This is a genomic window from Pseudarthrobacter sp. Hb11, assembly GCF_059383655.1.
Genome location: NZ_JBWZCM010000001.1, coordinates 25274 through 51602 on the forward strand (window position 1 = coordinate 25274; position 26329 = coordinate 51602).

At 64.9% G+C, this 26329-nt stretch carries 23 protein-coding genes and 3 tRNA genes; 17 read left to right on the plus strand and 9 right to left on the minus strand.

Features of this window, described 5'->3' with window-relative positions; genetic code table 11:
- Window positions 1-2: 2 nt before the first annotated feature.
- Window positions 3-1190 carry a xylose isomerase gene (xylA, locus tag AC50X7_RS00150; RefSeq protein WP_494977236.1) on the minus strand — a complete coding sequence of 396 codons (1188 nt, stop codon included), beginning with the start codon at window positions 1188-1190 and terminating at the stop codon, window positions 3-5.
- A 138-nt stretch (window positions 1191-1328) separates the two neighbouring features.
- On the opposite strand from xylA, the gene AC50X7_RS00155 reads away from it, so the two are divergent.
- Both AC50X7_RS00155 and AC50X7_RS00160 read left to right on the plus strand, forming a co-directional pair.
- A complete protein-coding gene (locus AC50X7_RS00155) occupies window positions 1329-2558 on the plus strand; it encodes an ROK family protein (protein WP_494977237.1) in 1230 nt (409 codons plus the stop codon).
- A 68-nt stretch (window positions 2559-2626) separates the two neighbouring features.
- Window positions 2627-3145, plus strand: a complete 519-nt coding sequence (locus tag AC50X7_RS00160; protein ID WP_494977238.1) for a hypothetical protein — start codon at window positions 2627-2629, stop codon at window positions 3143-3145.
- Window positions 3146-3504: 359 nt separating this feature from the next.
- On the opposite strand, the gene AC50X7_RS00165 is transcribed toward AC50X7_RS00160, so the two are convergent.
- Window positions 3505-3577: transfer RNA gene (locus AC50X7_RS00165), tRNA-Arg, on the minus strand.
- A 207-nt stretch (window positions 3578-3784) separates the two neighbouring features.
- Here AC50X7_RS00165 and AC50X7_RS00170 point away from each other — a divergent pair.
- The 3 genes from AC50X7_RS00170 (at window position 3785) to ettA (ending at window position 6792) form a co-directional block, all read left to right on the plus strand.
- Window positions 3785-4345, plus strand: a complete 561-nt coding sequence (locus AC50X7_RS00170; protein WP_307094811.1) for a single-stranded DNA-binding protein — start codon at window positions 3785-3787, stop codon at window positions 4343-4345.
- Between the two features lie 121 nt (window positions 4346-4466).
- Window positions 4467-5057, plus strand: a complete 591-nt coding sequence (locus tag AC50X7_RS00175) for a DUF6993 domain-containing protein (protein ID WP_494977239.1) — start codon at window positions 4467-4469, stop codon at window positions 5055-5057.
- Window positions 5058-5109: 52 nt separating this feature from the next.
- A complete protein-coding gene (ettA, locus tag AC50X7_RS00180; protein WP_307094813.1) occupies window positions 5110-6792 on the plus strand; it encodes an energy-dependent translational throttle protein EttA in 1683 nt (560 codons plus the stop codon).
- 154 nt (window positions 6793-6946) lie between these two features.
- Here ettA and AC50X7_RS00185 read toward each other — a convergent pair whose 3' ends face one another.
- The gene (locus AC50X7_RS00185) at window positions 6947-7927 is read right to left on the minus strand and encodes an acyl-CoA thioesterase (RefSeq protein WP_494977240.1); all 981 of its coding nucleotides are present in this window, start codon (window positions 7925-7927) and stop codon (window positions 6947-6949) included.
- Window positions 7928-7990: 63 nt separating this feature from the next.
- Between AC50X7_RS00185 and AC50X7_RS00190 the strand changes: the two genes are divergently transcribed.
- Window positions 7991-8650: a DUF8185 domain-containing protein gene (locus AC50X7_RS00190; RefSeq protein ID WP_494977241.1), complete on the plus strand. Its 660-nt coding sequence runs from the start codon at window positions 7991-7993 to the stop codon at window positions 8648-8650.
- A gap of 41 nt (window positions 8651-8691) precedes the next feature.
- Here the strand turns inward: AC50X7_RS00190 and AC50X7_RS00195 are convergent, their stop codons facing one another.
- Window positions 8692-9141, minus strand: a complete 450-nt coding sequence (locus tag AC50X7_RS00195) for a globin (protein WP_494977242.1) — start codon at window positions 9139-9141, stop codon at window positions 8692-8694.
- A 2-nt stretch (window positions 9142-9143) separates the two neighbouring features.
- Entirely contained in the window at window positions 9144-9830 is a 687-nt protein-coding gene (locus AC50X7_RS00200) for a mechanosensitive ion channel family protein (RefSeq protein ID WP_307094817.1), read from the minus strand.
- Between the two features lie 118 nt (window positions 9831-9948).
- Here AC50X7_RS00200 and AC50X7_RS00205 point away from each other — a divergent pair, with 118 nt between their 5' ends.
- Window positions 9949-10944 (plus strand): NAD-dependent epimerase/dehydratase family protein, encoded by a 996-nt coding sequence (locus AC50X7_RS00205; RefSeq protein ID WP_494977243.1) that lies wholly within the window; start codon window positions 9949-9951, stop codon window positions 10942-10944.
- 33 nt (window positions 10945-10977) lie between these two features.
- On the opposite strand, the gene AC50X7_RS00210 is transcribed toward AC50X7_RS00205, so the two are convergent.
- The gene (locus tag AC50X7_RS00210) at window positions 10978-11451 is read right to left on the minus strand and encodes an OsmC family protein (protein WP_494977244.1); all 474 of its coding nucleotides are present in this window, start codon (window positions 11449-11451) and stop codon (window positions 10978-10980) included.
- A complete protein-coding gene (pepN, locus tag AC50X7_RS00215) occupies window positions 11448-14027 on the minus strand; it encodes an aminopeptidase N (protein WP_494977245.1) in 2580 nt (859 codons plus the stop codon). Before pepN ends, AC50X7_RS00210 begins: the two co-directional genes overlap by 4 nt.
- A gap of 168 nt (window positions 14028-14195) precedes the next feature.
- On the opposite strand from pepN, the gene AC50X7_RS00220 reads away from it, so the two are divergent.
- The 3 genes from AC50X7_RS00220 to AC50X7_RS00230 all read left to right on the plus strand — a co-directional run bounded on the left by AC50X7_RS00220 (window position 14196) and on the right by AC50X7_RS00230 (window position 16726).
- Window positions 14196-15209: a hypothetical protein gene (locus AC50X7_RS00220; protein ID WP_494977246.1), complete on the plus strand. Its 1014-nt coding sequence runs from the start codon at window positions 14196-14198 to the stop codon at window positions 15207-15209.
- A 78-nt stretch (window positions 15210-15287) separates the two neighbouring features.
- A complete protein-coding gene (locus tag AC50X7_RS00225) occupies window positions 15288-15782 on the plus strand; it encodes a ribose-5-phosphate isomerase (RefSeq protein WP_104045250.1) in 495 nt (164 codons plus the stop codon).
- Complete coding sequence (locus tag AC50X7_RS00230; RefSeq protein ID WP_494977247.1) at window positions 15782-16726, plus strand: Fpg/Nei family DNA glycosylase; 945 nt, start codon at window positions 15782-15784, stop codon at window positions 16724-16726. Before AC50X7_RS00225 ends, AC50X7_RS00230 begins: the two co-directional genes overlap by 1 nt.
- A gap of 82 nt (window positions 16727-16808) precedes the next feature.
- Here AC50X7_RS00230 and AC50X7_RS00235 read toward each other — a convergent pair.
- A tRNA-Gly gene (locus AC50X7_RS00235) sits at window positions 16809-16879 on the minus strand.
- Window positions 16880-17031: 152 nt separating this feature from the next.
- Between AC50X7_RS00235 and AC50X7_RS00240 the strand changes: the two genes are divergently transcribed.
- The 6 genes from AC50X7_RS00240 (at window position 17032) to AC50X7_RS00265 (ending at window position 22341) form a co-directional block, all read left to right on the plus strand.
- Window positions 17032-17106, plus strand: a tRNA-Pro gene (locus tag AC50X7_RS00240).
- An 82-nt stretch (window positions 17107-17188) separates the two neighbouring features.
- Complete coding sequence (gene tig / locus AC50X7_RS00245; RefSeq protein WP_494977248.1) at window positions 17189-18574, plus strand: trigger factor; 1386 nt, start codon at window positions 17189-17191, stop codon at window positions 18572-18574.
- A 256-nt stretch (window positions 18575-18830) separates the two neighbouring features.
- Window positions 18831-19460 carry an ATP-dependent Clp protease proteolytic subunit gene (locus tag AC50X7_RS00250; RefSeq protein ID WP_494977802.1) on the plus strand — a complete coding sequence of 210 codons (630 nt, stop codon included), beginning with the start codon at window positions 18831-18833 and terminating at the stop codon, window positions 19458-19460.
- 37 nt (window positions 19461-19497) lie between these two features.
- Complete coding sequence (locus tag AC50X7_RS00255; RefSeq protein WP_013601337.1) at window positions 19498-20157, plus strand: ATP-dependent Clp protease proteolytic subunit; 660 nt, start codon at window positions 19498-19500, stop codon at window positions 20155-20157.
- A 175-nt stretch (window positions 20158-20332) separates the two neighbouring features.
- Window positions 20333-21613, plus strand: coding sequence for an ATP-dependent Clp protease ATP-binding subunit ClpX (gene clpX / locus AC50X7_RS00260; protein WP_307094824.1), 1281 nt, complete (start codon window positions 20333-20335; stop codon window positions 21611-21613).
- Between the two features lie 95 nt (window positions 21614-21708).
- The gene (locus AC50X7_RS00265; RefSeq protein WP_494977249.1) at window positions 21709-22341 is read left to right on the plus strand and encodes a mycothiol-dependent nitroreductase Rv2466c family protein; all 633 of its coding nucleotides are present in this window, start codon (window positions 21709-21711) and stop codon (window positions 22339-22341) included.
- Window positions 22342-22710: 369 nt separating this feature from the next.
- Here AC50X7_RS00265 and valS read toward each other — a convergent pair whose 3' ends face one another.
- Window positions 22711-25332 carry a valine--tRNA ligase gene (gene valS / locus AC50X7_RS00270; protein WP_494977250.1) on the minus strand — a complete coding sequence of 874 codons (2622 nt, stop codon included), beginning with the start codon at window positions 25330-25332 and terminating at the stop codon, window positions 22711-22713.
- Window positions 25333-25459: 127 nt separating this feature from the next.
- Here valS and AC50X7_RS00275 point away from each other — a divergent pair, with 127 nt between their 5' ends.
- The gene (locus AC50X7_RS00275; RefSeq protein ID WP_494977251.1) at window positions 25460-26218 is read left to right on the plus strand and encodes an SDR family oxidoreductase; all 759 of its coding nucleotides are present in this window, start codon (window positions 25460-25462) and stop codon (window positions 26216-26218) included.
- The last annotated feature ends 111 nt before the right edge of the window (window positions 26219-26329 follow it).

Here is a 26329-nt window from a genome sequence, read left to right on the forward strand (position 1 = left end):
GGTTAGCGGGCGTTGAGGAGGTGTTCGAGGGCGAGCTGGTTGAGGCGGATGAACGCGAAGGAGCGTTCGGCGGCCTTGTCGGCGTCGAAGTCCTCGAACGCGGTGGTGTCGGCCAGCAGGTCGGTGGCGGTTTCGCCGGCGGCGAGGGTGCTTTCGCCGAGTTCGAAGACGCCGGAGGCGGCGAGGGCTTCCTGGACCTGGGGGTCGGCGCGGAAGGCGGTGGCGCGTTCCTTCAGCAGCAGGTACATGGCCATGTTGGCTTTGGCTGATTCCCAGACGCCGTCGTAGCCGTCGGTGCGGGAGGGCTTGTAGTCGAAGTGGCGCGGGCCCTCGTAGCGGGGGCCGCCGTTGGGGAACCCGTTTTCGAGCAGGTCAACGGTGAAGAAGGCGCTGGTGAGGTCGCCGTGGCCGAAGACGAGGTCCTGGTCGTACTTGATGCCGCGCTGGCCGTTGAGGTCGATATGGAAGAGCTTCCCGGCCCACAGTGCCTGGGCGATGCCGTGGGTGAAGTTCAGCCCGGCCATCTGCTCGTGCCCGGTTTCGGGGTTCAGGCCCACGATGTCGCCGTGCTCGAGCTGGGCGATGAACGCCAGGGCATGGCCCACGGTGGGGAGGAAGATGTCGCCGCGGGGTTCGTTGGGCTTGGGTTCGAGGGCGATGCGGAGGTTGTAGCCCTTGTCCTTGATGTAGGCGGCGGCGGTGTCCACGCCCTCGCGCATCCGGTCCAGGGCCGCGGCGAGGTCCTTGGAGCCGTCGTACTCGCTGCCTTCACGCCCGCCCCACATCACAAAGGTCTCGGCGCCGAACTCGGCGGCCGAATCAATGTTCCGCAGGACCTTGGACAGGGCGAAGCGGCGGATGGACCGGTCGTTGGAAGTAAAACCGCCGTCCTTGAACACCGGGTGGCTGAACAGGTTCGTGGTGACCATCGGGACCTTCAGGCCGGTCTCGGCCAGGGCTGCCTTGAAGTTCTTCAGGATCAGGTCCCGCTCCGAGGCCGTGGCGTCAAACGGGATCAGGTCATTGTCATGGAACGTGATGCCATACGCGCCAAGCCCGGCCAGCCGGTGCACCGCCTCCACCGGGTCCAGCTCCGCACGGGTGGCAACACCAAACGGATCAGCGCCGGTCCACCCAACAGTCCAAAGACCAAACGTGAACTTATCAGCAGGCGTGGGGGAAAAAGTCATGATGCGTCCTTGCACTAGTGTTTGGCCCTTGTTCAGGCTAGTTAGTTTACTGCTTGAACTATATAAGCTTGATTAGGCTAGGGTCAATAGCAAGGGAACCCAAGGAGAGGTCCCGCACCGACTATGAGGAGACCGGCCATGGCGTACACGGCAGCCGCACCTGCCCCGTCCGACGCCGGCACGCCGGGCAGCATGGGGGATGTGCGCAGGAGCAACCTTGCCCTCGTCCTGGGCACGGTGGCACAGTCTCCAGCTGGTTTTCACCTGACCCGCGCGCAGATTGCCGCCGCCACCGGGCTGACCAAGGCGTCCGTATCGAGCATCGTCCTGGACCTCCTTGACGCAGGCATCCTGCGTGAACTCGGCCTGAACCCCCAGGGGGAGCGGGGCCGGCCGGGAGTGGGCTTGGCAATGAATCCGGCGCGCGGCGTGATGGGCATGGAAATCAACGTCGACTACATTGCTGCCGGTGTGACTGATCTGTCCGGCGCCGTGGTGGTGCAGGAAATCCTTGAACGGGACAATCGCGACAGTGCAAGTGCGCCGGTGATGACCGCCCTCTCCGCGTTGGCCGCCGAGGTGCGGACGGCGGCCGCAGCGAAAGGCGTTGAAATCCTGGGCGGAGGACTCGCTGTTCCCGGACTCGTGGATGACGGCAGGTCAACTGTCATCACTGCCCCCAACCTGGGCTGGCGGAACGTAAAGCTTGATGTCACCGGTCTGCTCCCCGGCCTGCCGTTGGGTGTCACCCTCTTCAACGAAGCGAATGCGGCTGCCCTGGCGGAACTGGCCCGCGGACCCGCGGGCGGGAAAGACTTCCTCTTCATTTCCGGCGAGGTGGGCGTCGGTGGCGGACTGGTCATCAAGTCGGAACTCTTCACTGGCCCCGAAGGCCATGCGGGGGAGGTGGGCCACATTGTTGTCGACCCCGACGGCAGCCCCTGCTCCTGCGGCGGAATCGGCTGCCTGGAGACGATAGCCGGGCAGGACGCCATCTTTTCTGCCGCGGGAGTAGCAGGCAAGCGGCAAACGAGATCGGAAAGCATGTCCGCCTTAACAAGTGCGCTCACAAACGGGGAACCTGCCTCGCTGCTGGCTGTCCAGCGGGCCGGGCGGTCCCTGGGCGTGGCGGTTGCGTCCACGTCGCGGGTGGTGGACATCAAGGCGGTGGTCCTCGGCGGACACTTCGCCGTCCTGGAGCCGTGGTTGCGCCCGCCGTTGCTGGACAGCCTCAGCAGGTACGCGCCGGGAAAATTCCTGCCCGAGCACATCACCATTGCTGCCGCCGGTGAAAACGGCGCCCTGCTGGGGGCCGCCGGCAGCGTGGTCCGATCACTCGTGGAAGCACCCCACCGGCTGCATTCCTAGCGTCCGTCGGCAGCACTCGCAGCACTGGTGCGGACGCTTGCAGCGGCGGACAATTGGAGCGCCGTGCAGTGACTGTTGGGAGCCTTGCTGCGGCAGTTACCGTCATAGCCCTGACCGTGGGCCGGGCAGGCTTCCGCGCTTGGGGACGGCGTCCTCTCTGGTGGCGCGTCGGCTGGATCTGGTACGCCGTCGCGATTCTCCTCCCCGTCCTCCTTGTCCTGGTCTCGGGTCTCATCACCATGGCACTCGGCGCCGCTGCCCCGGGCCCTGCACAGCTCGTCCTGCTGACGCTCCTGTTCCACAACAGCCAGGGCACCTTCACCATGGGTTCCTTTGGCTTCACTGGCGCCGCTGCCACCCGCGTGGAGCTGGTCTACTTCATGGTGGTCGTCCTCGCCGTCCTTGGCATTATTGCCCTGGACCGGCAGGCCTGGCGCAAGGCACCCCGCCGGGCACCGCCGTCGCAGCACTTTCCTTCAGGAGGCGTCCCCTATGAACGACGGCGGCAGGGCAGCCGCCGGGAGAGCGGCGCCCTGGCTTCCGGTAAGGGAGTTGCCGGCTACCCCATCCGCCTCAGGAGGAAATAGCGTCCTCACCACTGGCTAAAGCTGCCGGCCCCATCGCGCTGGTGTCGGGCATCGTCTTCGCCGCCTTGGACGTGGCACGCCTGCTTACGGCCGACCGGAGCCTCGACCGGATAGAGATGATGAGGCAGACGCCCTTCCAGGTAGCAAACGCCGGCGTGCTGTTCGTGGTGGCAGGCATCCTCGGCTACAACGCGGGCCTGCCGCCCTACGGGATCCCTATAGGTCCAGTGATGGCAACACTTGGTTGGTGGGTCATCCGCACTGGAGCCCCGGCAGCCATCAGGTTCGCCAGAAACTTAGCCCGGAAGCCCGGAAGCGGCTTTGGCCTGCGTCCCGCATACCAAAGCCGCTTTTCCAAGTGCCCCAGGAGGGAATCGAACCCCCGACCGGCGGATTAGAAGGCCGCTGCTCTATCCCCTGAGCTACTGAGGCAATGGCTCCGGACCTGAATTCCGGCGCCTCAAAAAGTTTACATTGCCTGAAGTGCGGGCGCCTTCACCGACGTGCAACGGCTTTTCCTCCACAGGCACATCCAGGTGCCGGTTGTGCACATAGGGAAAGCGCCGCCTCCCCAGCGGCCTGCGGGGGCGCGATGCTGGTCTTGCCTGCTAGGGCATCACTAGAAGACAGGACGTAAAAATGAGCGACACCATAACCATTCGGGGCTTCGTTGCCACCGAGATCAGGAGTTCCACCACAACGGGGGGAGTGGCCACCGCTTCCTTCCGCATCGGATCCAATTCCCGCCGACGTGACAAGGACGGCCAGTGGGTGGATGGCCATACGAACTGGTTCTCGGTCCAGGGCTACCGGCACCTGGCGGGAAGCATGGGCTGCAGCATCAGGAAAGGCCAGCCCGTCATCGTGGTTGGCAAGCTGAAAATCCGCAGCTGGGAAAAGGACGGCAGGGTCTACTACTCACACACCATCGATGCCGATGCCGTGGGGCATGACCTCACATGGGGCACCGCCAACTTCACCAGGTCCTCCACTAAACCACTTCTGTCGCTTGTGGAGCAGGAACCCGGCTTCGCCGAAGACCCCGGTGTCGGTGCCAATGGACCTTTCGACGAGCCCGAGGACAACGACGAAGACCTGCCGGGCGACGGCGATCCAGCCGCAGCCTACGTCGAAGACAGCAACGGCGACCTGGTCGCTTTGGACCTGGAAACGGGGGAGCTCGCCGAATCCGGCGTCTAGTATCCCCAATATCAACGTCCCCCTTGGTTTCCTGGGCGAGCAGGACAGCGGCACCCCCCCGGCCGCGCCCTGCCCGCCCAGGTTGTGAAGCCGCTGCCGGTCCGCATGGCAGAATGACACCATGCGGACCACCCCTGACCATTGGCGGAACCAATCGGCCGGGGCAGCATCGGCCGCTCCTTCAGCTTCCGGCCGGGCTGCACGCCGCCTGGTGGCAGCAACGGCCGGCGGAGCCTTGGCAGCGGCTTTGTCGGGATGCGTGGGCGGAGTGCCGTCGGTTGTCCAACCGGGGGCAACCGGGCCGGCAACTGCAGCCTCAACCGCAATCGGCGCGGGGACAAAGCCGGTGACAACGGAAACAGCTACGGCAGGACCGCTGGCGAATCCGTCCGCAGGGCAATCGACAGCTGGCCCGGAGGCTGCCGCCACTGAAGCGGTCAGGAAGACCGTAACAAACGCCCTGGGGCGACTGGCGGCAGGATCGCCGAAGCCCGCCACGGCGCAGGTGACAGAGGCCCTGACCGGAGCGGGCATCGCACCGTCTGCATTGCAGGTTTCCCAAAGCCGGACCCCCACCGGCCTGGAAGCCGACGCCATCGAAGCCTCCGTGCTCCAGGGCAGCGACTGCGTCATCGGCCAGGTCCGTGACGGTGCCGTAGCAGTGACGGTCCTTCCGGTACTGGCCAGCGGCAAGTGCTTTGTAGGCTCCTGACCCGGGTGCACCGAATGTGAGTTATGCCCGCCAACCCACTAGATTTGGAACCATGGCGGAATTTATCTACACAATGACCAAGGCCCGCAAGGCCGTTGGCGAAAAACTCATTCTTGACGACGTAAGCATGTCCTTCTTTCCCGGCGCCAAGATCGGTGTTGTGGGCCCGAACGGTGCCGGTAAGTCCACCATCCTGAAGATCATGGCCGGACTGGACACCCCCTCCAACGGCGAGGCCCGGCTCAGCCCCGGCTACACCGTGGGAATCCTCCTGCAGGAACCACCCCTGAATGAAGACAAAACCGTCCTGGGCAACGTCCAGGAAGGTGTAGGCGAGATCTACGGCAAGATCCAGCGCTTCAACGAAATTTCCGAGGAAATGGCCAGCCCCGACGCTGACTATGACACCCTCCTCGAGGAAATGGGACACCTGCAGGAAGCCATTGACGCTGCAGACGCCTGGGACCTGGATTCCCAGTTGGAGCAGGCCATGGACGCGCTCCGCTGCCCGCCGGCGGACGCCGACGTGACCAACCTCTCCGGTGGTGAGCGCCGCCGCGTGGCCCTGTGCAAGCTGCTCCTGCAGAAACCGGACCTGCTGCTGTTGGACGAGCCCACCAACCACTTGGACGCTGAGAGCGTGCTGTGGCTCGAACAGCACCTCTCCAGCTACGCCGGCGCAGTCCTGGCCGTCACCCACGACCGCTACTTCCTGGACCACGTCGCCGAGTGGATCGCCGAAGTGGACCGCGGCCACCTTTACCCCTACGAGGGCAACTACTCCACTTACCTGGAGAAGAAGCGGGCGCGCCTGGAAATCCAGGGCAAAAAGGACGCCAAACAGGCCAAGCGCCTCAGCGAGGAACTGGAATGGGTCCGCTCCAACGCCAAGGGCCGCCAGACCAAGTCCAAGGCCCGTCTTGCCCGCTATGAGGAGATGGCCGCAGAGGCAGACCGCACCCGCAAGCTTGACTTCGAGGAGATCCAGATCCCGCCGGGACCACGCCTGGGTGGCCTGGTGCTGGAGGCCAAGAACCTGCAGAAGGGCTTCGAAGACCGGACACTGATCGACGGACTGTCCTTCAGCCTGCCCCGCAACGGCATCGTGGGCGTCATCGGCCCCAACGGCGTTGGCAAGACCACGCTGTTCAAGACCATCGTTGGACTGGAGCCGCTCGACGGCGGCGACCTGAAGATCGGCGACTCCGTCAAGATTTCCTACGCGGACCAGAGCCGCGGCGGCATCGACCCCAACAAGACGCTGTGGGAGGTCGTCTCGGATGGCCTGGACTTCATCCAGGTGGGCCACGTGGAGATGCCGTCCCGGGCGTACGTTGCGGCCTTCGGGTTCAAGGGCCCGGACCAGCAGAAAAAGGCCGGTGTGCTCTCCGGTGGTGAGCGCAACCGCCTGAACCTGGCCTTGACCCTCAAACAGGGCGGCAACCTGCTGCTCCTCGATGAGCCCACCAACGACCTCGACGTCGAAACCCTCAGCAGCCTGGAGAACGCGCTGCTGGAATTCCCCGGCTGCGCTGTAGTGGTCTCGCACGACCGCTGGTTCCTGGACCGGGTGGCCACGCACATCCTGGCTTACGAAGGCGACGAGGAGAACCCGTCCAAGTGGTACTGGTTCGAGGGCAACTTCGAATCGTACGAGGAGAACAAGGTGGAGCGGCTGGGGCCGGATGCGGCCAAGCCGCACCGCGTTACGCACCGCCGCTTGACCCGCGACTAACATCGCGGCCGCGACGGACGCAACAGCGTAAGCCGCGACAGGCAACCAACAGGCCGGTACCCCATGGGTGCCGGCCTGTTGGTGTTCATGGCCGGAACACATCCCCCGGGATACAGCTCCTGGACGAGGTCACGGGGACGCGACCCCCGGAAGGCTAGTCCCGCCCGGCCTTGCGGATCTGGTGCTCCATCACCTTCGACTGGGAAGCACCCACCACCTTGCTCTTCAGGTCGGTGGGCACCCGCACCATGCCTTCCTGCGCCACGGAGGCCACGTGCTGCCCGGCCTGGTTGAAGATTTTGCCGGTCGCAAGGCCCCGGGCACCCTGGGCGCTCGGCGATTCCTGGACGTACAGCAGCCACTCGTCCACCCGGGCAGGGCGGTGCCACCACATGGCGTGGTCCAGGCTGGCAACATTCATCCCGGGAGTGATCCAGCTCAGCCCGTGGCGCCGCAAAATCGATTCCAGCAGGGTGTAGTCACTGGCGTACGCCAGGGCCGCGCGGTGCAGGTTGGGATTGTCCGGCATGGGCCCGAAGGTCTTCATCCACACGGCATTGCGTGGTTCCCGTTCACCCTTTGCCGATACGTACAGCGGTGGATCAACGTGCCGGATGTCAAAGGGCCGCTCGTAGGCCCAATGTCGCGCCACCGGATGGTCGAACTTTCCCAGCAGGTCCGCAGTGCTGGGCAGCGACTCGGGGTGGGGTATGCCACTGGGCATCACGGACTCGTGCTCCACGCCTTCGTCCTCGCCCTGGAAGGAGGCGATCATCGACAGGATGGGCACCCCTTCCTGGTAGGCATGGACGCGCCGGGCGGAAAAGGACCGGCCGTCGCGGAGGCGCTGCACACCGAAGGTGATGGGCTTGTTCGCGTCACCCGGGCGGAGGAAGTAGCCGTGCATGGAGTGGACAAAACGGGCCGGGTCCACCGTCCTGATGGAGGCAATCAATGACTGCGCCAGCACCTGGCCGCCGAACACGCGGTGGTGGGGCTGCTGCTGCGACGGACCCAGGAAGATGTCCTCGTCAGTCCGGGCTCCCTCCAGCTCACCAAGATCAAGAAGGGAGATGAGCGATGAGGTGGGGTCTTCGGTGGGGAGCGCCAGGATTTCCGCGTCGGCTTCAGTCATGGTTCGACTTTAGACGGCACCCCGGCACTGCTCAACAAAGGTGCAGCCGGTAGTGTTCTTGGTGTGTCTGATCTACTCACCTCGTCCTTCCGTTTCGCCGATCCGCAGGATCTCGCGGACCTGAAAACCTTCGCCACGCGCGCCAAGACAATTGACGACGGCGCCATCCGGCTTCAGGCGGCCGGTTCCGTTCTCGCTGCGTACGTCTGCGTGCTGCGGCCACGGGTGCTTGGTGAATCAACGCCCACAATCCTGGGGCTGCGCACCATGGCACTGGCGGAGCCGTCCGCGACGGACGTCACCGTTCCGCTGGCTGCCGTGCTGGACCGGCTCGCACGGGCGGGCGAGGACGACGTCGAGCTGCCGGTACCGCCGTCCACCGTCACCGAGTCCTGGACCGGCGTCGGCGCCCCCCGGAGCGGATGGGAACTGCTGGGTTCGCGAAGGGATGCAGCCCTGCGGGAGGCTGCAGATGCCGGCATCGCTGAAGTGGCCGGAATTGTGCCGGACAAGCCCGGCGCGCTGATCGTCAACAACGCCCGGGCTGCCGTGTGGGGCAGGGCACTCGATGACTCCGGCCTTCCGGCAGGCGCCGCCTTCGCAGCCCTGGCCCTGGGCTTCCTCGCGGACGGCGACCAGAAGCTCTACCGTGTTGGCCGCTGGTTCCGCTTAAGTGGTCCGCGCGGACACGTCCTCGCGCGGACGGGCAGCGGACTTCTCTAACGGCGGGCCGCTGTGGCGGCCACGCGCCACGGCAGAACCCGCTAACCGGCCGGGCTGTTCACCATCGAGAGGGCTGCGCGCTCCATGTAGTCCCAGAGGGTTCCCTCATACAGGGGTGGGAGTTCCAGTGCGTCCACAGCCGTCCGCATGTGGAAAAGCCAGCGGTCCTTGGCCTCCGGCGTCACCGTGAAGGGCATGTGGCGCATGCGCAGCCGGGGATGGCCGCGCTCTTCCCCGTAGGTGGCGGGTCCGCCCCAGTACTGCTCGAGGAACATCAGGAAGCGGCGCTTTGCGGGTTCCAGGTCCTCTTCCGGGTACATCGGCCGCAGCAGCGGATCCGTCGCCACGCCGTCGTAGAAGACGTCGATCAGCTTGACGAAGGTCTGGTGGCCGCCCACCGCGTCGTAAAAGTTGTCGGTGTAGCCGGGCTGGCTGAACGGATCGTTCTGCATCAGCTGGCGGGGCTTCTGCGGGTCGATGGGGATGGTCATTGCTAGTCTCCGGCCTTTTGGTCAGTCTTTTTGGTTTCGGCGCCGTGATCGCTGGCTTGGTCCGTGGTTCCGTCCGGTGACTCGTGCAGCGGCACGTAGTTGCCCTGCGAACGGTTGCCCACGCGGAGGATCTCGCCGTTGCGGAGGTACCAGATGGCGCCGTCGTCGGACCGTACGCGGGTGATGCGCAAGCCCATGGACTCCACCACGCCAACAACCTCGCTGGTTTCGATCACATCGCCGATTCCGTACTGGTCTTCAATGGTAATAAAAATCCCGGCCAGGAAGTCGCGGATCAGCTGCTGGGCACCGAAACCAATGGCCACACCCAAGATACCCACGCTGGTGAGGAGCGGCGCGATGTTGATGTCCAGGTTCTGCAGGACGTACATGCTGGTGATGACCACCACCAATACGCCGACGATGCTGTTCAGCAGCGAACCGATGGTCTCCGCGCGCTGAACCCGCCGTTCGTGGTCCAGGGCGCGCAGGGCCGGTGCCGCCCATTTGAAAGTGGGCCGCTTGAAAAAGTTGCTGCCGGCCGCCACGCGGCCGGTGATGCGGGAGATAACAAAGGTGGCAGCCAGCCAGATGGTAACGCCCACGCCGAGGCTGATCACGATGCCCGTGATGCTGATGCCGTCCGGCTCGGTGGCGGCGGAAGGAAGGATCGACAACATGCTGACCATAGGGGGGAAATACTCCTGGGGGTTCCCCGGCGGAGCCGGGATAGGGGGCCGGAGCGCCGGTTAAGCCCGGCGCGGATGGCTCTGTTCTCCTTTAACCCTAGCGCCGTAGCGTGGTCGCATGCGCATTCTTGTCCTTGGCGGAACCGCCTTCCTGTCCGCAGAAATCGTCCGTCAGGCTGTCGCCGGCGGGCATGAGGTCACCTGCCTTGCCCGGGGCTCCGCCGCTGAGCCGCCGGAGGGCGCCGTGTGGCTGAAAGCCGACCGCTCGCTGGGCCCGAAGGCCTACGGCGGGGTTGAGGGGGAGTGGGACGGGATCATCGACGTCGCCCGCGATCCGGTGCCCGCAACCGAGGCGTTGGACGCCCTCGGACACCGTACCGCCCACTGGACCTTCGTCTCCAGTTGCTCCGTTTATGCCGACGCATCGGTTCCCGGAGCCACCGAGGACGCCGCCCTCCTTCCGGCGCTTGCATGGGGTACTCCTTCCACGCCGGAAAACTACGGCGAATCCAAAGCCGCCATCGAGGAGGCAACCTTCAAAACCGCGGGTATGAAGGCCCACCTGTGCCGTGCCGGCCTGATCGGCGGGCCGGGGGACGGCTCGGACCGCTACGGGTACTGGCCGGCCCGCTTTGCCAGGGACAACAGCCCCGCCATTGTTCCCGCCATTGGCAGCCACGCCACCCAGGTCATCGACGTACGGGACCTGGCCGCGTGGATCCTGCTGGCGGCAGAGCAGGGAACCACCGGGGCCCTGAATGCGCTGGGGGACCAAGTGTCGTTCGGGGAGTACATCAGCGCGTCCCGGCAGGCTTCAGATCATCACGGCGAAGTGGTCCCCACGGCCGAGGACTGGCTTGCGGACCAAGGCGTCGGCTACTGGGCGGGGCCAGATTCGCTGCCGCTGTGGCTCCCGCCCGGGCATGAGGGGTTTATGGCCAGGAGCAACAAGGCCGCAGTGAAGGCCGGCCTGCGGATCCGGCCGTGGCAGGAAACGCTGGCCGACACGCTGGCTGACGAACGCCGCCGCGGCCTGGACCGGCCCCGCAAAGCCGGGTTGACCCCGGAGACGGAGGCGCGGCTGGTCGCCAGGCTGGGAGAGGGAACGAATTGACCAGCCGCGGCACCTGGGACAGCAGCAACAGCGCTAGGCAGCCATGGTCGTCGGAACGTGTTCCACCGGGAAGTTCACGCTGCGGGCTATGAAGCACACCTGGTTGGCTTCGTGGTGCAGCTGCGCGGCCAAAGCTACGTGCTGTTCGTCCGCTACCGTCACCTGGGGGCGCAGCGTCACACGTTCGAACTGGCCGCTGCCGTCCCGGTTGAGCACCAGCCGCCCGGTGGCCTCGTCGCGGTAGTCCACTACCACCACACCGTGCTTCACCGCCACGTGCAGGAAGGAAAGCATGTGGCACTGCGCAAGGGCAGCCAGAAGCAGCTGCTCCGGGTTGTAGCGCCCGCGGTCGCCATGGAAGGTAGGATCGGCCGAGCCTTTGAGGACCGGCAGCCCGGGAATGAGGATGTCGTGGTCCCGCGAGTAGCCGCGGTACGACGACGTCCCTCCTCCCAGGTTGCCGGTCCACTGAACCGTCAGCGCGTAGCGGTGCTCGCTGAGCGTCACAACCCGGTCCCTGCTTCGATGGGAGTGGCGTCAGCGGCGCGTGCGCGCAACGCCCGGGCAACGCCGTCGCGGTTTTCCAGCATCATCCGCCGCAGGGCGGCGCTTTGCGGCGGGAGCGCCGCCAGGAAACCGTCCGTGCGGTCAACGGTGGCCTGCGTGGTCAGCAACGCCGGGTAGAGCCCGACGACGATCTGCTGGGCAAGCGCGTGTGTTCGGGTTTCCACGATGGCCGGCACCGCCTGGAAGTACTTCTCCGCGTACGGTTCCAGCAGGGACCGGTCCAGGACGCGCATAAAACCCTTGACCGCCGACCCCTGGAGGGCGTTGGAGAGCTCGCCCTTCACCACCATCGATTCCCAGGCTGCCGCTTTGGCCTCGGGTGTGGGAATGGCCGCCTTTGCCTGGGCAGCGGCGTTCTGTCCGCTGGAGGTGTGGTCCCGGACAAGCTCGGCATCGATGCCGTCCTGCGCCAGCCGGCCGCCCACCACCAGCGAAGTCACCAGCTCCCAACGCAGGTCCTGGTCAACAGCCAGCCCGTCCAGCACCCGCGAACCGTTTAGAAGGCCCGCCACTGTGTCCAACTGGGCTCCACTCCTCGCCAACAAGGCGAAGGACTTCACGAACTGCAGCTGGGCGTCAGAGCCGCCCGGCACCTCGGAGGCCAGCTCCCACAGCCGGTCGGCTGCAGCCACGGCCGTCGTTTCCCGGTGCTCCTCGGCCACGTAGAAATCCAAGGTGGTGGCCAGCTGGCGGAGCTGGACCAGGATCACCGAGGAATCGGACTCGGCAGCCACGTTGGCAAGGATCAGTTCCACATACCGCCGGGCGGGCGTCTCCCCATCGCGGGCGGCGTCCCATGCGGAGTTCCACACCAGGGTCCGCGGCAGGCTCTGGCTGAAGTCCTTCAGGTGGGCCGTGGCGGTGGCCAGCGACTTCTCATCCAGCCGGACCTTGGCGTAGGCGAGGTCGTCGTCGTTCACCAGGACCAGGTCCGGCTGCGGCATCCCCGCCAGCGCCGGCACCTCGGTGCGGACGCCGTCGACGTCCAGTTCCTCGCGGTGCACCCGCTCAAGCTTCCCGGCGTCGTTCAGGTTGTAGAACCCCACCGCCAGCCGGTGCGGACGGATGGTGGGCCACTCCTCGACGGCGGACTGCAGGATGGCGAAGGAAGCCAGCCGGCCGTCGCTGCCCACTTCCAGTTCCGGCTTGAGGGTGTTGACCCCGGCGGTTTCCAGCCATTGCCGGCCCCAATCATCCAGGTCGCGGCCGCTGGCCTTCTCCAACTCCACCATGAGGTCGCTCAGTTCCGTGTTCTGCCAGGAGTGCTTGGCGAAGTACTCCCGGACCCCGGCCATGAACTGCTCCGGTCCCACCCACGCCACCAGCTGGCGGAGGACAGAGGCGCCCTTGGCGTAGGTGATGCCGTCGAAGTTCACCTCCACGTCCTGGAGATCGTTGATTTCCGCGAAAATCGGATGCGTGGTGGGCAGCTGGTCCTGGCGGTATGCCCAGGACTTTTCCACCGACGCGAAGGTGGTCCAGGCGCTGGCGAAGTCCGTTGCCTCCACGGCGGCGAGGTGGGACATGTACTCGGCGAAGGACTCGTTGAGCCACAGGTCGTTCCACCAGCGCATGGTCACAAGGTCCCCGAACCACATGTGCGCCAGCTCGTGGAGGACAGTGATGGCCCGGCGTTCAATTTGCGCGCCGGTGACCTTGCTGCGGAAAACGTAACCCTCAAGGATGGTCACGGCGCCGGCGTTCTCCATGGCGCCGGCGTTGAATTCCGGCACAAAGAGCTGGTCGTATTTCTCGAACGGGTAGGGGCAGCCGAACTGCGCCTCGAAGAACTCAAAACCCTGGCGTGTGAGCTCGAAGATGTTCTCCGCGTCCAGGTACTGCATCAGCGACTTCCGGGCGAAGACCCCGAGCGGAATGACCCGGCCGTCGGAACTCTTCACTTCGCTGCGCACGGACTGGTAGGGGCCGGCGATCAGGGCGGTGACGTAGGAGGACAGCCGCGGAGTGGGGGAGAAGGACCAAACGCGGCGGGCACCGCCGTCCTCTCCGGGCGTGGTTTCCACGGGCACCGGGGTGGGGGAGTTGGAGATGACATCCCAATGCGAGGGTGCAGTGACGGTGAACGTAAAGGCCGCCTTCAGGTCCGGCTGCTCGAACACCGCGAACATCCTGCGTGAATCGGGAACCTCGAACTGCGTATAGAGGTAGACCTCGTTGTCCACCGGGTCCACGAAGCGGTGCAGCCCTTCGCCGGTATTCATGTAGGGGGCGTCCGCCACGATGGTGAGCTCGTTGTCCTCCGCGAGCTCCGGCAGCTGAACCCTGACGCCGTCCGCCACGGTGTCCGGATCAAGGCTGCGGCCGTTGAGCGTGACGCTGTGAACGGCGGCAGTGACAGCATCAATAAAGGTGGAGGATCCGGGCTTCGCGCTGAACTTCACTGTGGTGGTGCTGCCGAAGACCATCCCGCCGCGGGTCAGGTCCAGGCTGACATTGTAGGACTCGACGGTGATCAGTTCTGCACGTTCGCGGGCTTCAGCGCGCGTCAGATTCATACCTGGCAAAGTGTGGCCTCCGGAATAATTGCGTTTGCCGGCTGGCGATGCCCAGCGGCGGCACTGATCATTCTTGCATTCCTTTACACCGGAACAAGTAGCGCAGCTCACAGTGGGTAGGGAGGGGGGTGCCAAGTCACTGGCCGGCGGCGGGAGTAGCGTTAAACCATGGGGAAGTTCATGGAGTCGGTTGACACGAAGGCCCTGCGTTTTGTGGCGGGGTTTCCGGTGGTGGTCGGGGCCGCTTTTGTGGTGTGCGCTTTTTTGCTTCGGCCCGACCTTCCTGAGCCGCTCGCCATCCGGTGGACGGACGACGGCGGCGCCGCCTTCGCGCCCTTTGCCGCCTACGTCACCGGGGGAGCCCTGATGATTGTGGCCGCCGGCTGGCTGGTCCTTTCCCAGGCCCTGCCGGTCAGCAGGCCGGTGCCCATGCGCCGGATCATGATGGGAGCCGGACTGTTTCTGTGCCTCTTCGTCGCCACCGCGCTCGCCGCCGGCCTCGTTGGGCAGTCCGGCCTGGCGGACGCCCGTGAGTCCAGGGTGGACCTCACCGTGCTTGCGCTCGGAAGCGGAGCCGCCGTGTCCCTCGGCGTGGTTATCGGCTTTGTGTACAAGGCGGACCAGCAATGGTCGCCCAACGACGACAGGGCCCTCCAGCTTGCCATCGCCAGGGAACTGGATCCCGACCTGGCACGGGACAGCATACGGTTCTGGGTCCATGCCCGCAGCTCGGTTTTCGTCATGATCGGCATAGCCTCGCTGTTTCCGTCCGCGCTGATCGCCATCGCCGTGCCCTGGCTTGGAGTGCTGCTGGTGGTCCTGGCCGTCATCGGCGCGGCATTCCTCTGTGCCAGGATCAAGGCGGACCGGCGCGGCCTGAAAGTCCTGCTGGCCGGCGTCGTCCCCGTGATGGATGTCCCGGCAGGCGCCATATCGGCAGCAAGAGCTGCGGAGGTCCGCGCTGCCGACTATGGCGGGTGGGGCTACCGGCACCACAGCGGAACTGCCGCCATGCTCGTCAGCAGCGGCCCCGCCGTCGTCGTGAAAAAGACCGACGGCCAGAGCCTGGCAGTGAGCAGCGGAAGCCAGGATTCCGCTGCACGGCTGGCCGAGGTCCTCACCAGGGTGGCTGCACGGGCACAAGGCGGCGGCCCAGCCGCGGCCGGCCCGCCTGAGTCCTAGTATTCTTATGAGTGTTGTTGCCCCCGGCCTGCACCCTCCGTGCCGGCCGCCAGCGCCCACACCGAACGGATTTTGCTTGTGACTTCTTCCCCTGCCTTCCCGCGGGTCCACATTGCCACCGACCACGCAGGCATGGAACTCAGTGCACACCTGGTCTCCCATCTGACGGCCAAGGGCTATGACGTGGTGGACCACGGTCCCAAGGTCTACGACGCCCTGGATGACTACCCGTCGTTCTGCATCAACGCCGCCCTCGCGGTGGTGGCTGACCAGCAGGCCGGCGTCCACGCCCTCGGCATCGTGCTGGGCGGCTCAGGGAACGGCGAGCAGATTGCGGCCAACAAGGTCAAGGGCGTTCGGGCGGCCCTGGCATGGAACCACTCCACCGCCACCCTTGCCCGCGAGCACAACGACGCCAACGTGGTGGCCGTCGGCGGCCGCCAGCACACCGTGGAGGAAGCAACGGAGCTGATCGAGGCCTTCCTGGCCGAACCCTTCAGCAACGATGAGCGGCACGTCCGCCGGATCGGCAAAATCGCCGCCTATGAAACTACCGGCGAGGTCATCGAGTAGTGCCTGAAGGGCATACACTTCGGCGCCTGGCCCGGCAGTTCGGGGACGTTTTCGGCGGCCAGCGGCTCACGGTATCCAGCCCCCAGGGCCGTTTCGCCGGGGGAGCGGCGCTGCTGGACGGGCACACCCTTGTTAATGCAGAGGCCCACGGAAAACATCTGTTCCTGCACTTCGACCACTCGCTGGTGCTGCACGTCCACCTGGGCCTCTATGGGGCCTGGACCTTCGGCGGAGACAGCACGTTTGCCGGCTCCTCCAGCATCGGTGCCCCGCGCCGCATGGGGGAGCAGGAAACCATCGGTGACGGCGACGGCGATGAGCCCGCCGGGTACGCCGGTCCGCCTGCCCCGGTGGGGGCTGTGCGCGTCCGGATCGTCGGCAGCAATGGCTGGGCTGACCTGCGCGGGGCAACCACCTGCGAAACCATCACCGGTGCAGAATCCGACGCCGTGCTGGCCCGGCTGGGTCCCGATCCACTGGTCAACCGCCGCGGGGACGCCGGCCGCTTTGCCGCGGGCCTTCGAACCCGCAAAACCCCGGTGGCCGCGTTGCTCATGGACCAGAAGGTCATCGCCGGCGTGGGAAACGTGTACCGGGCGGAAGTCCTTTTCCGGCGCCGGCTCGATCCGTGGCTCCCGGGCACCGAGATTTCGGAGACGGAGGCACGCAAAGTGTGGCGCGACGTCGTCTCCGTTATGAACGACGGCGTGGCGGACGGCCGGATTATCACTACGACGCCGAGGTACTGGTCGGGGAACGGCAGGACGGCCAGGGTTGCGGCGGAGAACGCCGCGCTCAAGAGCAGCACCTTCCCGGCCAGGGAAAACGCCCACTTTGTCTACAAACGAAACGGGCTGCCCTGCCGGGTCTGCGGCACGCAGGTGCTGATGGCCGAACTGGTGGCGCGCAAGCTCTACTGGTGCCCGTACTGCCAGCAGTCGTAGCAGCACGGCACAGTATGCGCGGGACGAAAGACGATGGAAACCAAAAAGGCCCCTCGATGAGGGGCCTTTTGTTGTTCCGCAGAGGGGACGACGGGAATCGAACCCGCGTAATCAGTTTGGAAGACTGAGGCTTTACCATTAAGCTACGTCCCCGAAAGAAGATCCTTCTGCAGTGCTGTCAGGCACCGGCAGGCTGGCAACTTCGGGCTGGCTGTTCGAGCCGGATACAACTAAACCTAATTCATGGCCTACGTGTCAAATGTGCAAAGACGGCGCGTATCACCGTAGACTTGCCTGTGCACTTACGGGGTGTAGCTCAGCTTGGCTAGAGCGCCTGCTTTGGGAGCAGGAAGTCGCAGGTTCAAATCCTGTCACCCCGACTCTGCGGCCCGGGCCACTTGGACCGGACAGGAACATTGCGTTTGCAGAAACCCATCCCACAATCCCAGGAGTACTTAGACCGTGAAGAGCGCTGTCGAGAACCTCACCCCCACGCGGGTCAAGCTCAATGTTGAGGTCCCCTTTGAGGAATTGAAGCCCAGCATCGACGAGGCCTACAAGACCGTTGCTTCGCAGATCCAGGTCCCTGGTTTCCGTAAGGGCAAGGTACCGGCCAAGCTCATCGACCAGCGCGTCGGCCGCGGCTACGTCCTTGAGACCGCCATCAACGAAGGCCTCAACGGCTGGTACCAGTCCGCTGTCCAGGAATCCGGCATCCGTCCCCTGAGCCGTCCCGAGGTGGAAATCACCGAGGTTCCGGACCCCACCTCCACCGATGGTGAGCTGAAGTTCCACGCCGAGGTTGACGTCCGCCCCGAAATCGAACTCCCTGACTACGCCGGCATCCAAGTTGAGGTTGCTGCAGCCCAGTCCTCCGATGAAGACGTCGACAAGGCCCTGGACGAACTGCGCGGCCGCTTCGGCACGCTGAAGTCCGTGGACCGTCCCGCTGCTGACGGCGACTTCCTCACCATCGACATCAACGCCACCATCGACGGCGAAGAGGTCGACTCCGCCGCAGGCCTGTCCTACCAGGTAGGCGCCGGCACCATGCTCGAGGGCCTCGACGAAGCTGTCACCGGCCTTAGCGCCGACGAAGACGCCATCTTCAACACCACCCTGGTGGGCGGCGACCACGCCGGTGAAGCATCCCAGGTCAAGGTAGTGGTCAAGGCCGTCAAGGAGCGCGAACTCCCCGAGGCCAACGACGACTTCGCCCAGCTGGCTTCCGAGTTCGACACCCTTGCCGAGCTCCGCGAAGACCTCGCCAAGCAGGCCGCCGACTCCAAAATCGTTGAACAGGGCGTCGAAGCCCGCGACAAGGTCCTGGACAAGCTCGTTGAGCTGGTAGAGGTTCCCGTTCCGGACTCAGTGGTCGAAGAGCAGCTTGAAGCCCACTTCAAGGAGGGCAGCGGCCACGGTGAAGGCGAGCACGACACCGAGGAGCACCGTGAAGAGGTCCGGGCCAACACCGCCCGCGCCTTCCAGAACGAAATCATCCTTGACGCCATCGCGGAGAAGGAAGAAGTCAACGTCAGCCAGAACGAGCTGATCGACTACATCGTCACCACCGCCAGCCAGTACGGCATGGACCCCAACCAGTTCGCCCAGATCATTGATCAGAGCGGCCAGGTCCCCATGATGGTTTCCGAGGTCCGCCGCCGCAAGGCACTGGCTGTTGTCCTTGGCCAGGCCACGGTGACCGACACCGAGGGCAAGACTGTTGACCTGACCGACTTCGTCAGCCCCGGCGGCGAAGAGGAAGCTCCCGCAGTGGACGCCGAAGAAGCAGTAACGGAAGCGCCCGAGGCTGCTGTTGAGGAAGACACGGCAGAGGCCAAGGCCTAGTACTTGCTGTAAACGCAGTTCCTTGCCGTAAGGCGATTTGAACGGCCCCCGGATCCATGGATCCGGGGGCCGTTTGCGTTGAGCCAGGGCACGCTTCCGCAAGGTGCGCGCCGATCGTGCGCCGTCAGCGAACAGCCCACGGTGCGCGAACAAAACGTCGGTGAAACCGGTTAGTGTCCAAGTAGAGATTTTCAGTGATGTCACCGTCACCAGTGAGAGGTAAGTACACATGTCACAGCACGCAGAGGCCCCCCGGATGGCTACTGTCGATCCTGCAGCCCAGGACAACTACATCTACAACCGCCTCCTCAAGGAGCGAATCATCTGGCTGGGCTCAGAGGTGCGTGACGAGAACGCAAACGCCATCTGCTCGCAGCTCCTGCTCCTTTCTGCTGAGAACCCGGAAAAGGACATCTACCTTTACATCAACTCTCCCGGTGGTTCCGTCACTGCAGGCATGGCCATCTACGACACCATGCAGTTCATCCCGAACGACGTCGTTACCGTTGCCACCGGGCTTGCCGCCTCCATGGGGCAGTTCCTGCTTTCCTCCGGCACGAAGGGCAAGCGGTACGCCACGCCGAACGCACGCGTCCTGATGCACCAGCCCTCCGGCGGCATCGGCGGCACGGCTTCAGACATCAAGATCCAGGCCGAACTTATCCTTCACATGAAGAAGGTCATGGCGGAACTGACGGCGGAGCAGACCGGCCAGACTGTGGACACCATCCTCAAGGACAACGACCGCGACAAGTGGTTCACCGCCACCGAAGCGCTTGATTACGGTTTCTTCGACAAGATCGCTGCGCACGCGGGCTCTGTTGCCGGCGGCGGCGGCACGTCGAACTCGAACGGCACCTCGGGCGAATCAGCCTCCGAGAACTAGACCGGCACAAGAACACTCAGATCAGGAGCAACAAAAAATGAACTACAACTTCGGGTGGTCCGCCGGTAATCTTCCGTCCAGCCGCTACGTCCTGCCCCAGTTCGAGGAGCGCACCCCTTACGGCTTCAAGCGCCAGGACCCGTACACCAAGCTCTTCGAGGACCGCATCATCTTCCTCGGTGTCCAGGTTGACGACGCTTCCGCTGACGACATCATGGCGCAGCTGCTGGTCCTGGAATCCACGGACCCGGACCGGGACATCACCCTCTACATCAACTCGCCCGGCGGTTCCTTCACGGCCATGACGGCCATTTACGACACCATGCAGTACATCCGCCCGGAGATCCAGACTGTCTGCCTGGGCCAGGCGGCCAGTGCTGCTGCCGTCCTGCTGGCGGCCGGTACCCCCGGCAAGCGCCTGGCGCTGCCCAACGCGCGTGTCCTGATCCACCAGCCGGCACTGTCCGGCGGCCAGGGCGGACAGGCGTCCGACCTGGAGATCCAGGCCGCCGAGGTCATGCGCATGCGTTCCTGGCTCGAGGACACGCTGGCGCACCACTCCGGCCGGACGTCCGAGCAGGTCAACAACGACATTGAGCGCGACAAGATCCTCACCGCTGAAGAAGCCCAGGTGTACGGCCTGATCGACCAGGTCCTGGACTCACGCAAGATCAAACCGCAGGCCATCACCAGGTAGCGGTAAAGTAAAGCGCCGGTGGCGCCAATCATTTGGCTCCACCGGCCTTTTCCTTCCACCCTCGGAAGCGAATGTGACCTAGAGTGGATGTTGTCACGACCGGTCCAAGCAGGCTGGTGGAGATTCCAGCAACGGTGCAAGGCTGCCTGGCAGCAAGATACTAAGGGGTTCACATATGGCTCGGATTGGCGAGAGCACGGATCTGCTGAAGTGCTCTTTCTGCGGAAAGAGCCAGAAGCAGGTGCGCAAGCTCATTGCCGGGCCCGGTGTCTACATCTGTGATGAATGCATTGAGCTTTGCAACGAAATCATCGAAGAGGAACTTGCAGAGGTTGCCGATCTTGGCAGCTTCGAGCTCCCCAAGCCGCGCGAAATCTTCGACTTCCTGCAGGAATACGTCATCGGCCAGGAGCCTGCGAAACGCTCCCTCGCCGTCGCCGTCTACAACCATTACAAGCGGATCCAGGCCGGCCACGCGCCGAAATCCGGATCCCTGGCCGAGGGCGGCCACCACGACGACGTCGAGATCGCCAAGTCCAACATCCTCCTCATCGGACCCACCGGCTGCGGAAAGACCTATCTGGCCCAGACGCTCGCGCGCCGCCTGAACGTGCCTTTCGCGGTAGCGGACGCCACCGCCCTGACCGAGGCAGGCTATGTGGGTGAGGACGTCGAGAACATCCTCCTGAAGCTCATCCAGGCCGCGGACTACGACGTCAAAAAGGCCGAGCAGGGCATCATCTACATCGACGAGATCGACAAAATCTCCCGCAAGAGCGAAAACCCCTCCATCACCCGCGATGTTTCCGGCGAGGGCGTCCAGCAGGCGCTTCTGAAAATCCTGGAGGGCACCGTTGCCTCCGTTCCTCCGCAGGGCGGCCGGAAGCACCCGCACCAGGAATTCATCCAGATCGACACCACCAACGTTCTGTTCATCGTGGCCGGAGCCTTTGCCGGGCTCGAGGAAATCATCGGCTCGAGGTCCGGCCGGAAGGGGATCGGCTTCGGCGCACCCCTGAACGACGCCAGCAAGAAGATCGACTCCTATGGTGAAGTGATGCCGGAGGACCTGCTGAAGTTCGGGCTTATTCCCGAATTCATCGGCCGGCTCCCCGTGATCACCACTGTGTCCAACCTGGACCGCGACGCCCTGATCCAGATTCTTTCCACGCCCAAGAACGCCCTGGTGAAGCAGTACCAGAAGATGTTCCAGATTGACGGCGTGGAGCTGGTGTTTGACGACACCGCCCTGGACGCAATCGCGGAGCAGGCACTGGAACGCGGCACCGGTGCCCGCGGTCTGCGCGCCATCATGGAGGAAGTGCTGCTCCCGGTGATGTTCGATCTCCCCAGCCGCGAAGACGTCGCCAGTGTGGTTATCACTGAGGACGTCGTCCTGAACGGCGCAGAGCCGACCATGATCCCGCACGTTACCAAGCGCCGGAAGTCGGCCTGATCCGGGACCTGCCCGGGCCCATCTGCTGACCCACGCGCCGTACCACCACGTCGTTGGCTGCCGTCTGCGCAGCCAGCCACCCGGAAGGATTTCCCATGACTGAAGCTGCTGCCAATACTGAAACTGCACGGAACAAGGCGGACTTCTGGTTCGATCCGCTGTGCCCCTTCGCTTGGATCACTTCGCGCTGGATCGGCGAAGTGGAGGGCGTCCGCGAAATTGAAACCGTGTGGCACGTGATGAGCCTCGCTGTCCTGAATGAGGGCCGTGACCTTGAGCCCGCCTACCGCAAGTCCATGGACAACGCGTGGGGCCCGGTCCGTGTGATCATCGCCGCGCAGCAGGAACACGGCCAGGAAGCAGTCAAGGCGCTGTATGACGCCATGGGCTCGCTGATCCATGAGCGCGGCGAGAAGGACCGTTCCGTGGTCATCACCAAGGCACTCGCGGAATGCGGTCTTCCTGCCGAGCTGGCAGCAGCCGGCACCACCGACGCCTTCGATGCCGCACTGCGCGCAAGCCACGAGGAAGGCATCTCGCTGGTGGGCCAGGACGTGGGAACGCCTGTGGTGGCCTTCAACGGAACCGCGTTCTTTGGGCCCGTCCTTACCCGCATCCCGCGCGGCGAAGACGCCGGCAAACTGTGGGACGCCACCACGGCGCTTGCCTCCTACCCGCACTTCTTCGAGCTCAAGCGCAGCCGCACCGAGCGGCCCGAATTCGACTAGGACCGATCCTGCCCGCCGGTAGGACACCACGCTGAAGAGCCCCGGCAGAACTACCTGTTTGTAGTTCTGCCGGGGCTCTTGCGCATCCCTGGGGGCAGGACAAGAATGGTCTTTACCCACTTCGAAAGAAGGGGGACGCAGAAACCAAAGATTCAGTGATATGCATTCAACGCAGCCATCGGCAAAGTTAGAAGCAGGCTACCAGTGACGAGGTAGGAAGACCTGAAAATCTGAGGATTCTGCCAGACCATCAAAGACGTCACCGGATGGCCGAAAAGTCGAAGCCCCACCAACGGCAAAACGCTGATGGGGCTTCCCCTTTGCCCTGAAACAAGGTCCTAAAACAGTGACTTGAAACAGGCAGGCCGGTCAGGCCTGCGCCGGCTCCTCGGTGGCAGCCAGGGCCACCTCACTGACGGTCAGGTCGCCGTCGCCCACCAGCAGGGTGATTTCCCGGGCGTTGGAGGCGGCCTTGAGGTCGGCGAGTCCCGCCTTCAGCTGCGTGGTAAGTGCTTCCGAAGCGGTGATGGTTGCCGAGAGAACCTCTGTGCGCTGCTTGACCTTTGCCTCGGACTTCGCCTTGCGCACACCGCTGAGCGCAACACCGACGGTGGCGAGCATCGTGGTATCACCGCCGGGGACGTCCAGCGGTGCGGGCCACTGGGCGCGGTGGACGGAACCATTGCGCCACCATCCCCAGACCTCTTCGGTGGCAAAGGGAAGGAACGGCGCGAACAGCCGGAGCAGGGTGTCCAGGGTGGTGGCCAGGGCTGCGAGCACGGAGGCCTGCTCGGCCTCGCCCGCGGCGCCGTAGGCCCGGTCCTTGATGAGTTCCACGTAGTCGTCCGTGAACTGCCAGAAGAAGCTTTCGGTGATCTGCAGCGCGCGGGCGTAATCGTAGTTCTCGAACGCCTTGGTGGACTGGGCCACCACCTCCGCGAGCTGGGCGAGGACGGCCCGGTCCAGCGGGTTGCTCAGCACCGAGAGGTCACCGGAGAGCACTGATGCCTCTGTTGCGCCGAGGTTCAGGACAAACTTCGAGGCGTTCAGCAGCTTGATGGCCAGGCGCCGCCCGATCTTCATCTGGGCAATCTCGTACGCGGTGTCGGCGCCGAGCTTGGCCGAAGCGGCCCAGTAGCGGACAGCATCCGAGCCGTATTCCTCCAGCACGTCGGTGGGGACCACCACGTTGCCCTTGGACTTGGACATCTTTTTGCGGTCCGGGTCGAGGATCCAGCCGGAGATGGCCGCGTGCTTCCACGGTGCGCTGTTCTCCAGTGCGTCCGCGCGGACCACCGAGGAGAAAAGCCAGGTCCGGATGATGTCGTGGCCCTGCGGCCGGACGTCGAACGGGAACACCTTGCCGAACAGGTCCTCGTCGCGCTTCCAGCCGCCCACGATTTTGGGCGTCAGGGAGGACGTGGCCCAGGTGTCCAGGATGTCCGCGTCGCCGGTGAAGCCGCCGGGAACATCACGCTGGGCCTCGTCGAAGCCCGGGGCGGCGTCCGCGGCGGGGTCCACCGGCAACTGGTCGTCGGAGGGCACGATGGGGGAGTCGTAGTCCGGGTTGCCGTCGGCATCCAGCGGGTACCAGACGGGGATGGGCACACCGAAGAAGCGCTGGCGGGACACCAGCCAGTCGCCGTTCAGGCCGGAGATCCAGTTCTCGTAGCGTGAGCGCATGAAGGCGGGGTGGAAGTCGATCTCCTGGCCGCGGGCGATGAGCCGCTCCCGGCGGTCCTCGTCCCGGCCGCCATTGCGGATGTACCACTGGCGTGAGGTCACAACTTCAAGGGGCTTGTCGCCCTTCTCGTAGAAGTTCACGGGGTGCATGATCTTCTTGGGCTCGCCCTCAAGCAGGTCCGCGGCGGTGAGGAGCTTCACCACCTCTTCCTTGGCGCTGAAGACGGTCTTACCCGCGATCGCGGCGAAAGCTTCCCGGCCGATGTCGGTAGTGATCCACTCCGGGGCTTCGCTGATGATCCGGCCGTCCCGGCCCACGATGGCACGGGTGGGAAGCTGCAGTTCGCGCCACCAGGTAACGTCGGTCAGGTCACCGAAGGTACACACCATGGCGATGCCGGAGCCCTTGTCGGCTTTGGCGAGCGGGTGCGCCTTGACCTCAACCTCGACGCCGAAGACGGGGGAGGTGACCTTCTTGCCGAACAGCGGCTGGTACCGTTCGTCGTCGGGGTTCGCCACCAGTGCGGCGCAGGCGGCCAGCAGTTCGGGACGGGTGGTCTCGATGTAGATCCGCTCCCCTTCCTCGGTGAAGAACGGGTAGCGGTAGTAGGCGCCGGGCACCTCGCGGTCCTCCAGTTCGGCCTGGGCCACCGCCGTCCGGAACGTGACGTCCCAGAGGGTGGGTGCCTCGGCCATATAGGCGTCGCCCGCGGCGAGGTTTGCCAGGAACGCGCGCTGCGAGACTGCCCGCGAGTTGTCGTCGATGGTGCGGTAGGTCAGCTCCCAGTCCACGGACAGGCCAAGCGTCTGGAAAAGGTTCTCGAAGACTTTCTCGTCCTCGACGGCAAGCTCCTCGCACAGCTCGATGAAGTTCCGGCGGGAGACCACGTCGAAGTCCCGCTGGTTCTTCGCCGGCTGCGCCGGCGGCTGGTAGTCGGCTTTGTACGGGATGGCGGGGTCGCAGCGGACGCCGTAGTAGTTCTGCACGCGGCGTTCGGTGGGCAGGCCGTTGTCGTCCCAGCCCATGGGGTAGAAGACGTTCTTGCCGGTCATGCGCTGGTAGCGCGCCAGCACATCGGTCTGCGTGTAGGAGAACATGTGTCCCACGTGCAGTGATCCGGAGGCGGTGGGAGGGGGAGTGTCGATCGAGTAGACCTGTTCCCGGGTGGTGTCCCTGTTGAACTTGTAGGTCCCCTCGGTAAGCCAGCGCTGCGTCAAGGCAGCTTCGAGGCCTTCGAGGGCCGGCTTGTCCGGAACGTTGATGGGGGCGGTATTGGGCGTGTCTGTACCCTGCGTGTCTTCAGCCATCTGCCAATTGTTTCATGGACGGGCCCGTCCGCTGGTCGGCAGCGTCGCCGGCGGCCACCCGGGCACCGGTGTCATGGGACGACATGCCTCCGGGTCTGCCCCGCGCGGCTGCCGCTAGGGTGGTGCCATGACTTCGGACGTGCAGAACAAGGCAGCTTTGGTGACCGGCGCGAGCAGCGGAATCGGGGAGGCGACGGTCCGTGCCCTTGCCGCCCAAGGGTGGACAGTGTTCGCCGTGGCCCGCCGCGAGGAGCGCCTTGCCGCCCTCGCAGCCGAGACCGGCGCCGTCGCGATTCCTGCTGACATTTCCGAGGACGACGACGTGTCCCGGCTGCTGGCCCGGGTGACCGAAGCCGGGGGCATAGATACCCTGGTCAACATCGCCGGCGGAGCCAGGGGAGCGGACGCCATCGGCGCCGCAAGCACGGAGGACTGGGAGTGGATGTACCGGGTCAACGTCCTGGGCACCATGAAGCTCACCCGCGCATTCCTGCCGATGCTCCGCGCCCACGGCGAAGGGACAGTGCTGAACCTGACCTCCACGGCCGGCCTGACCGCCTATGAGGGCGGAGGCGGCTACAACGCTGCCAAGTTCGCCCAGCATGCCATGACCGGGGCGTTGCGGCTCGAGGAAGTGGAAAACAATCTCCGGGTCATTGAGGTGGCGCCCGGTCTGGTTTATACCGAGGAGTTCGCGCTTAACCGGCTGGGTGACAGGCAGGCAGCGGAAAAGGTGTACCAGGGGGTGGAGAAGCCGCTCACGGCGGAAGATGTGGCGGAGGTGGTCCGGTATGCCGTGACTGCACCGCACCACGTCAACCTGGACCAGATTGTGATCCGGCCGGTGGCGCAGGCCGCGAACCACAAGCTGATCCGCAAGGGGTAGCGACTACGGCGGCACCAGGCGTGCCACCACTGCCTTCCGTTCCGCCCACCGCCGTGCAACTGCGTGCGCTTATTGGTGGCCCGGCCGTGGAAATAGTAGACTCGAAAAACG

Coding starts and splice junctions, on each gene's coding strand:
- AC50X7_RS00265 (WP_494977249.1), top strand. CDS start 21,709: ATGACTGAAGCTGCTGCCAATACTGAAACTGCACGGAACAAGGCGGAC.
- AC50X7_RS00255 (WP_013601337.1), top strand. CDS start 19,498: ATGAACTACAACTTCGGGTGGTCCGCCGGTAATCTTCCGTCCAGCCGC.
- pepN (WP_494977245.1), bottom strand. CDS start 14,027: ATGAATCTGACGCGCGCTGAAGCCCGCGAACGTGCAGAACTGATCACC.
- ettA (WP_307094813.1), top strand. CDS start 5,110: ATGGCGGAATTTATCTACACAATGACCAAGGCCCGCAAGGCCGTTGGC.
- AC50X7_RS00195 (WP_494977242.1), bottom strand. CDS start 9,141: ATGACCATCCCCATCGACCCGCAGAAGCCCCGCCAGCTGATGCAGAAC.
- xylA (WP_494977236.1), bottom strand. CDS start 1,190: ATGACTTTTTCCCCCACGCCTGCTGATAAGTTCACGTTTGGTCTTTGG.
- AC50X7_RS00220 (WP_494977246.1), top strand. CDS start 14,196: ATGGGGAAGTTCATGGAGTCGGTTGACACGAAGGCCCTGCGTTTTGTG.
- valS (WP_494977250.1), bottom strand. CDS start 25,332: ATGGCTGAAGACACGCAGGGTACAGACACGCCCAATACCGCCCCCATC.
- AC50X7_RS00250 (WP_494977802.1), top strand. CDS start 18,831: ATGGCTACTGTCGATCCTGCAGCCCAGGACAACTACATCTACAACCGC.
- AC50X7_RS00175 (WP_494977239.1), top strand. CDS start 4,467: ATGCGGACCACCCCTGACCATTGGCGGAACCAATCGGCCGGGGCAGCA.
- AC50X7_RS00205 (WP_494977243.1), top strand. CDS start 9,949: ATGCGCATTCTTGTCCTTGGCGGAACCGCCTTCCTGTCCGCAGAAATC.
- AC50X7_RS00170 (WP_307094811.1), top strand. CDS start 3,785: ATGAGCGACACCATAACCATTCGGGGCTTCGTTGCCACCGAGATCAGG.
- AC50X7_RS00185 (WP_494977240.1), bottom strand. CDS start 7,927: ATGACTGAAGCCGACGCGGAAATCCTGGCGCTCCCCACCGAAGACCCC.
- AC50X7_RS00155 (WP_494977237.1), top strand. CDS start 1,329: ATGGCGTACACGGCAGCCGCACCTGCCCCGTCCGACGCCGGCACGCCG.
- AC50X7_RS00200 (WP_307094817.1), bottom strand. CDS start 9,830: ATGGTCAGCATGTTGTCGATCCTTCCTTCCGCCGCCACCGAGCCGGAC.
- AC50X7_RS00275 (WP_494977251.1), top strand. CDS start 25,460: ATGACTTCGGACGTGCAGAACAAGGCAGCTTTGGTGACCGGCGCGAGC.
- clpX (WP_307094824.1), top strand. CDS start 20,333: ATGGCTCGGATTGGCGAGAGCACGGATCTGCTGAAGTGCTCTTTCTGC.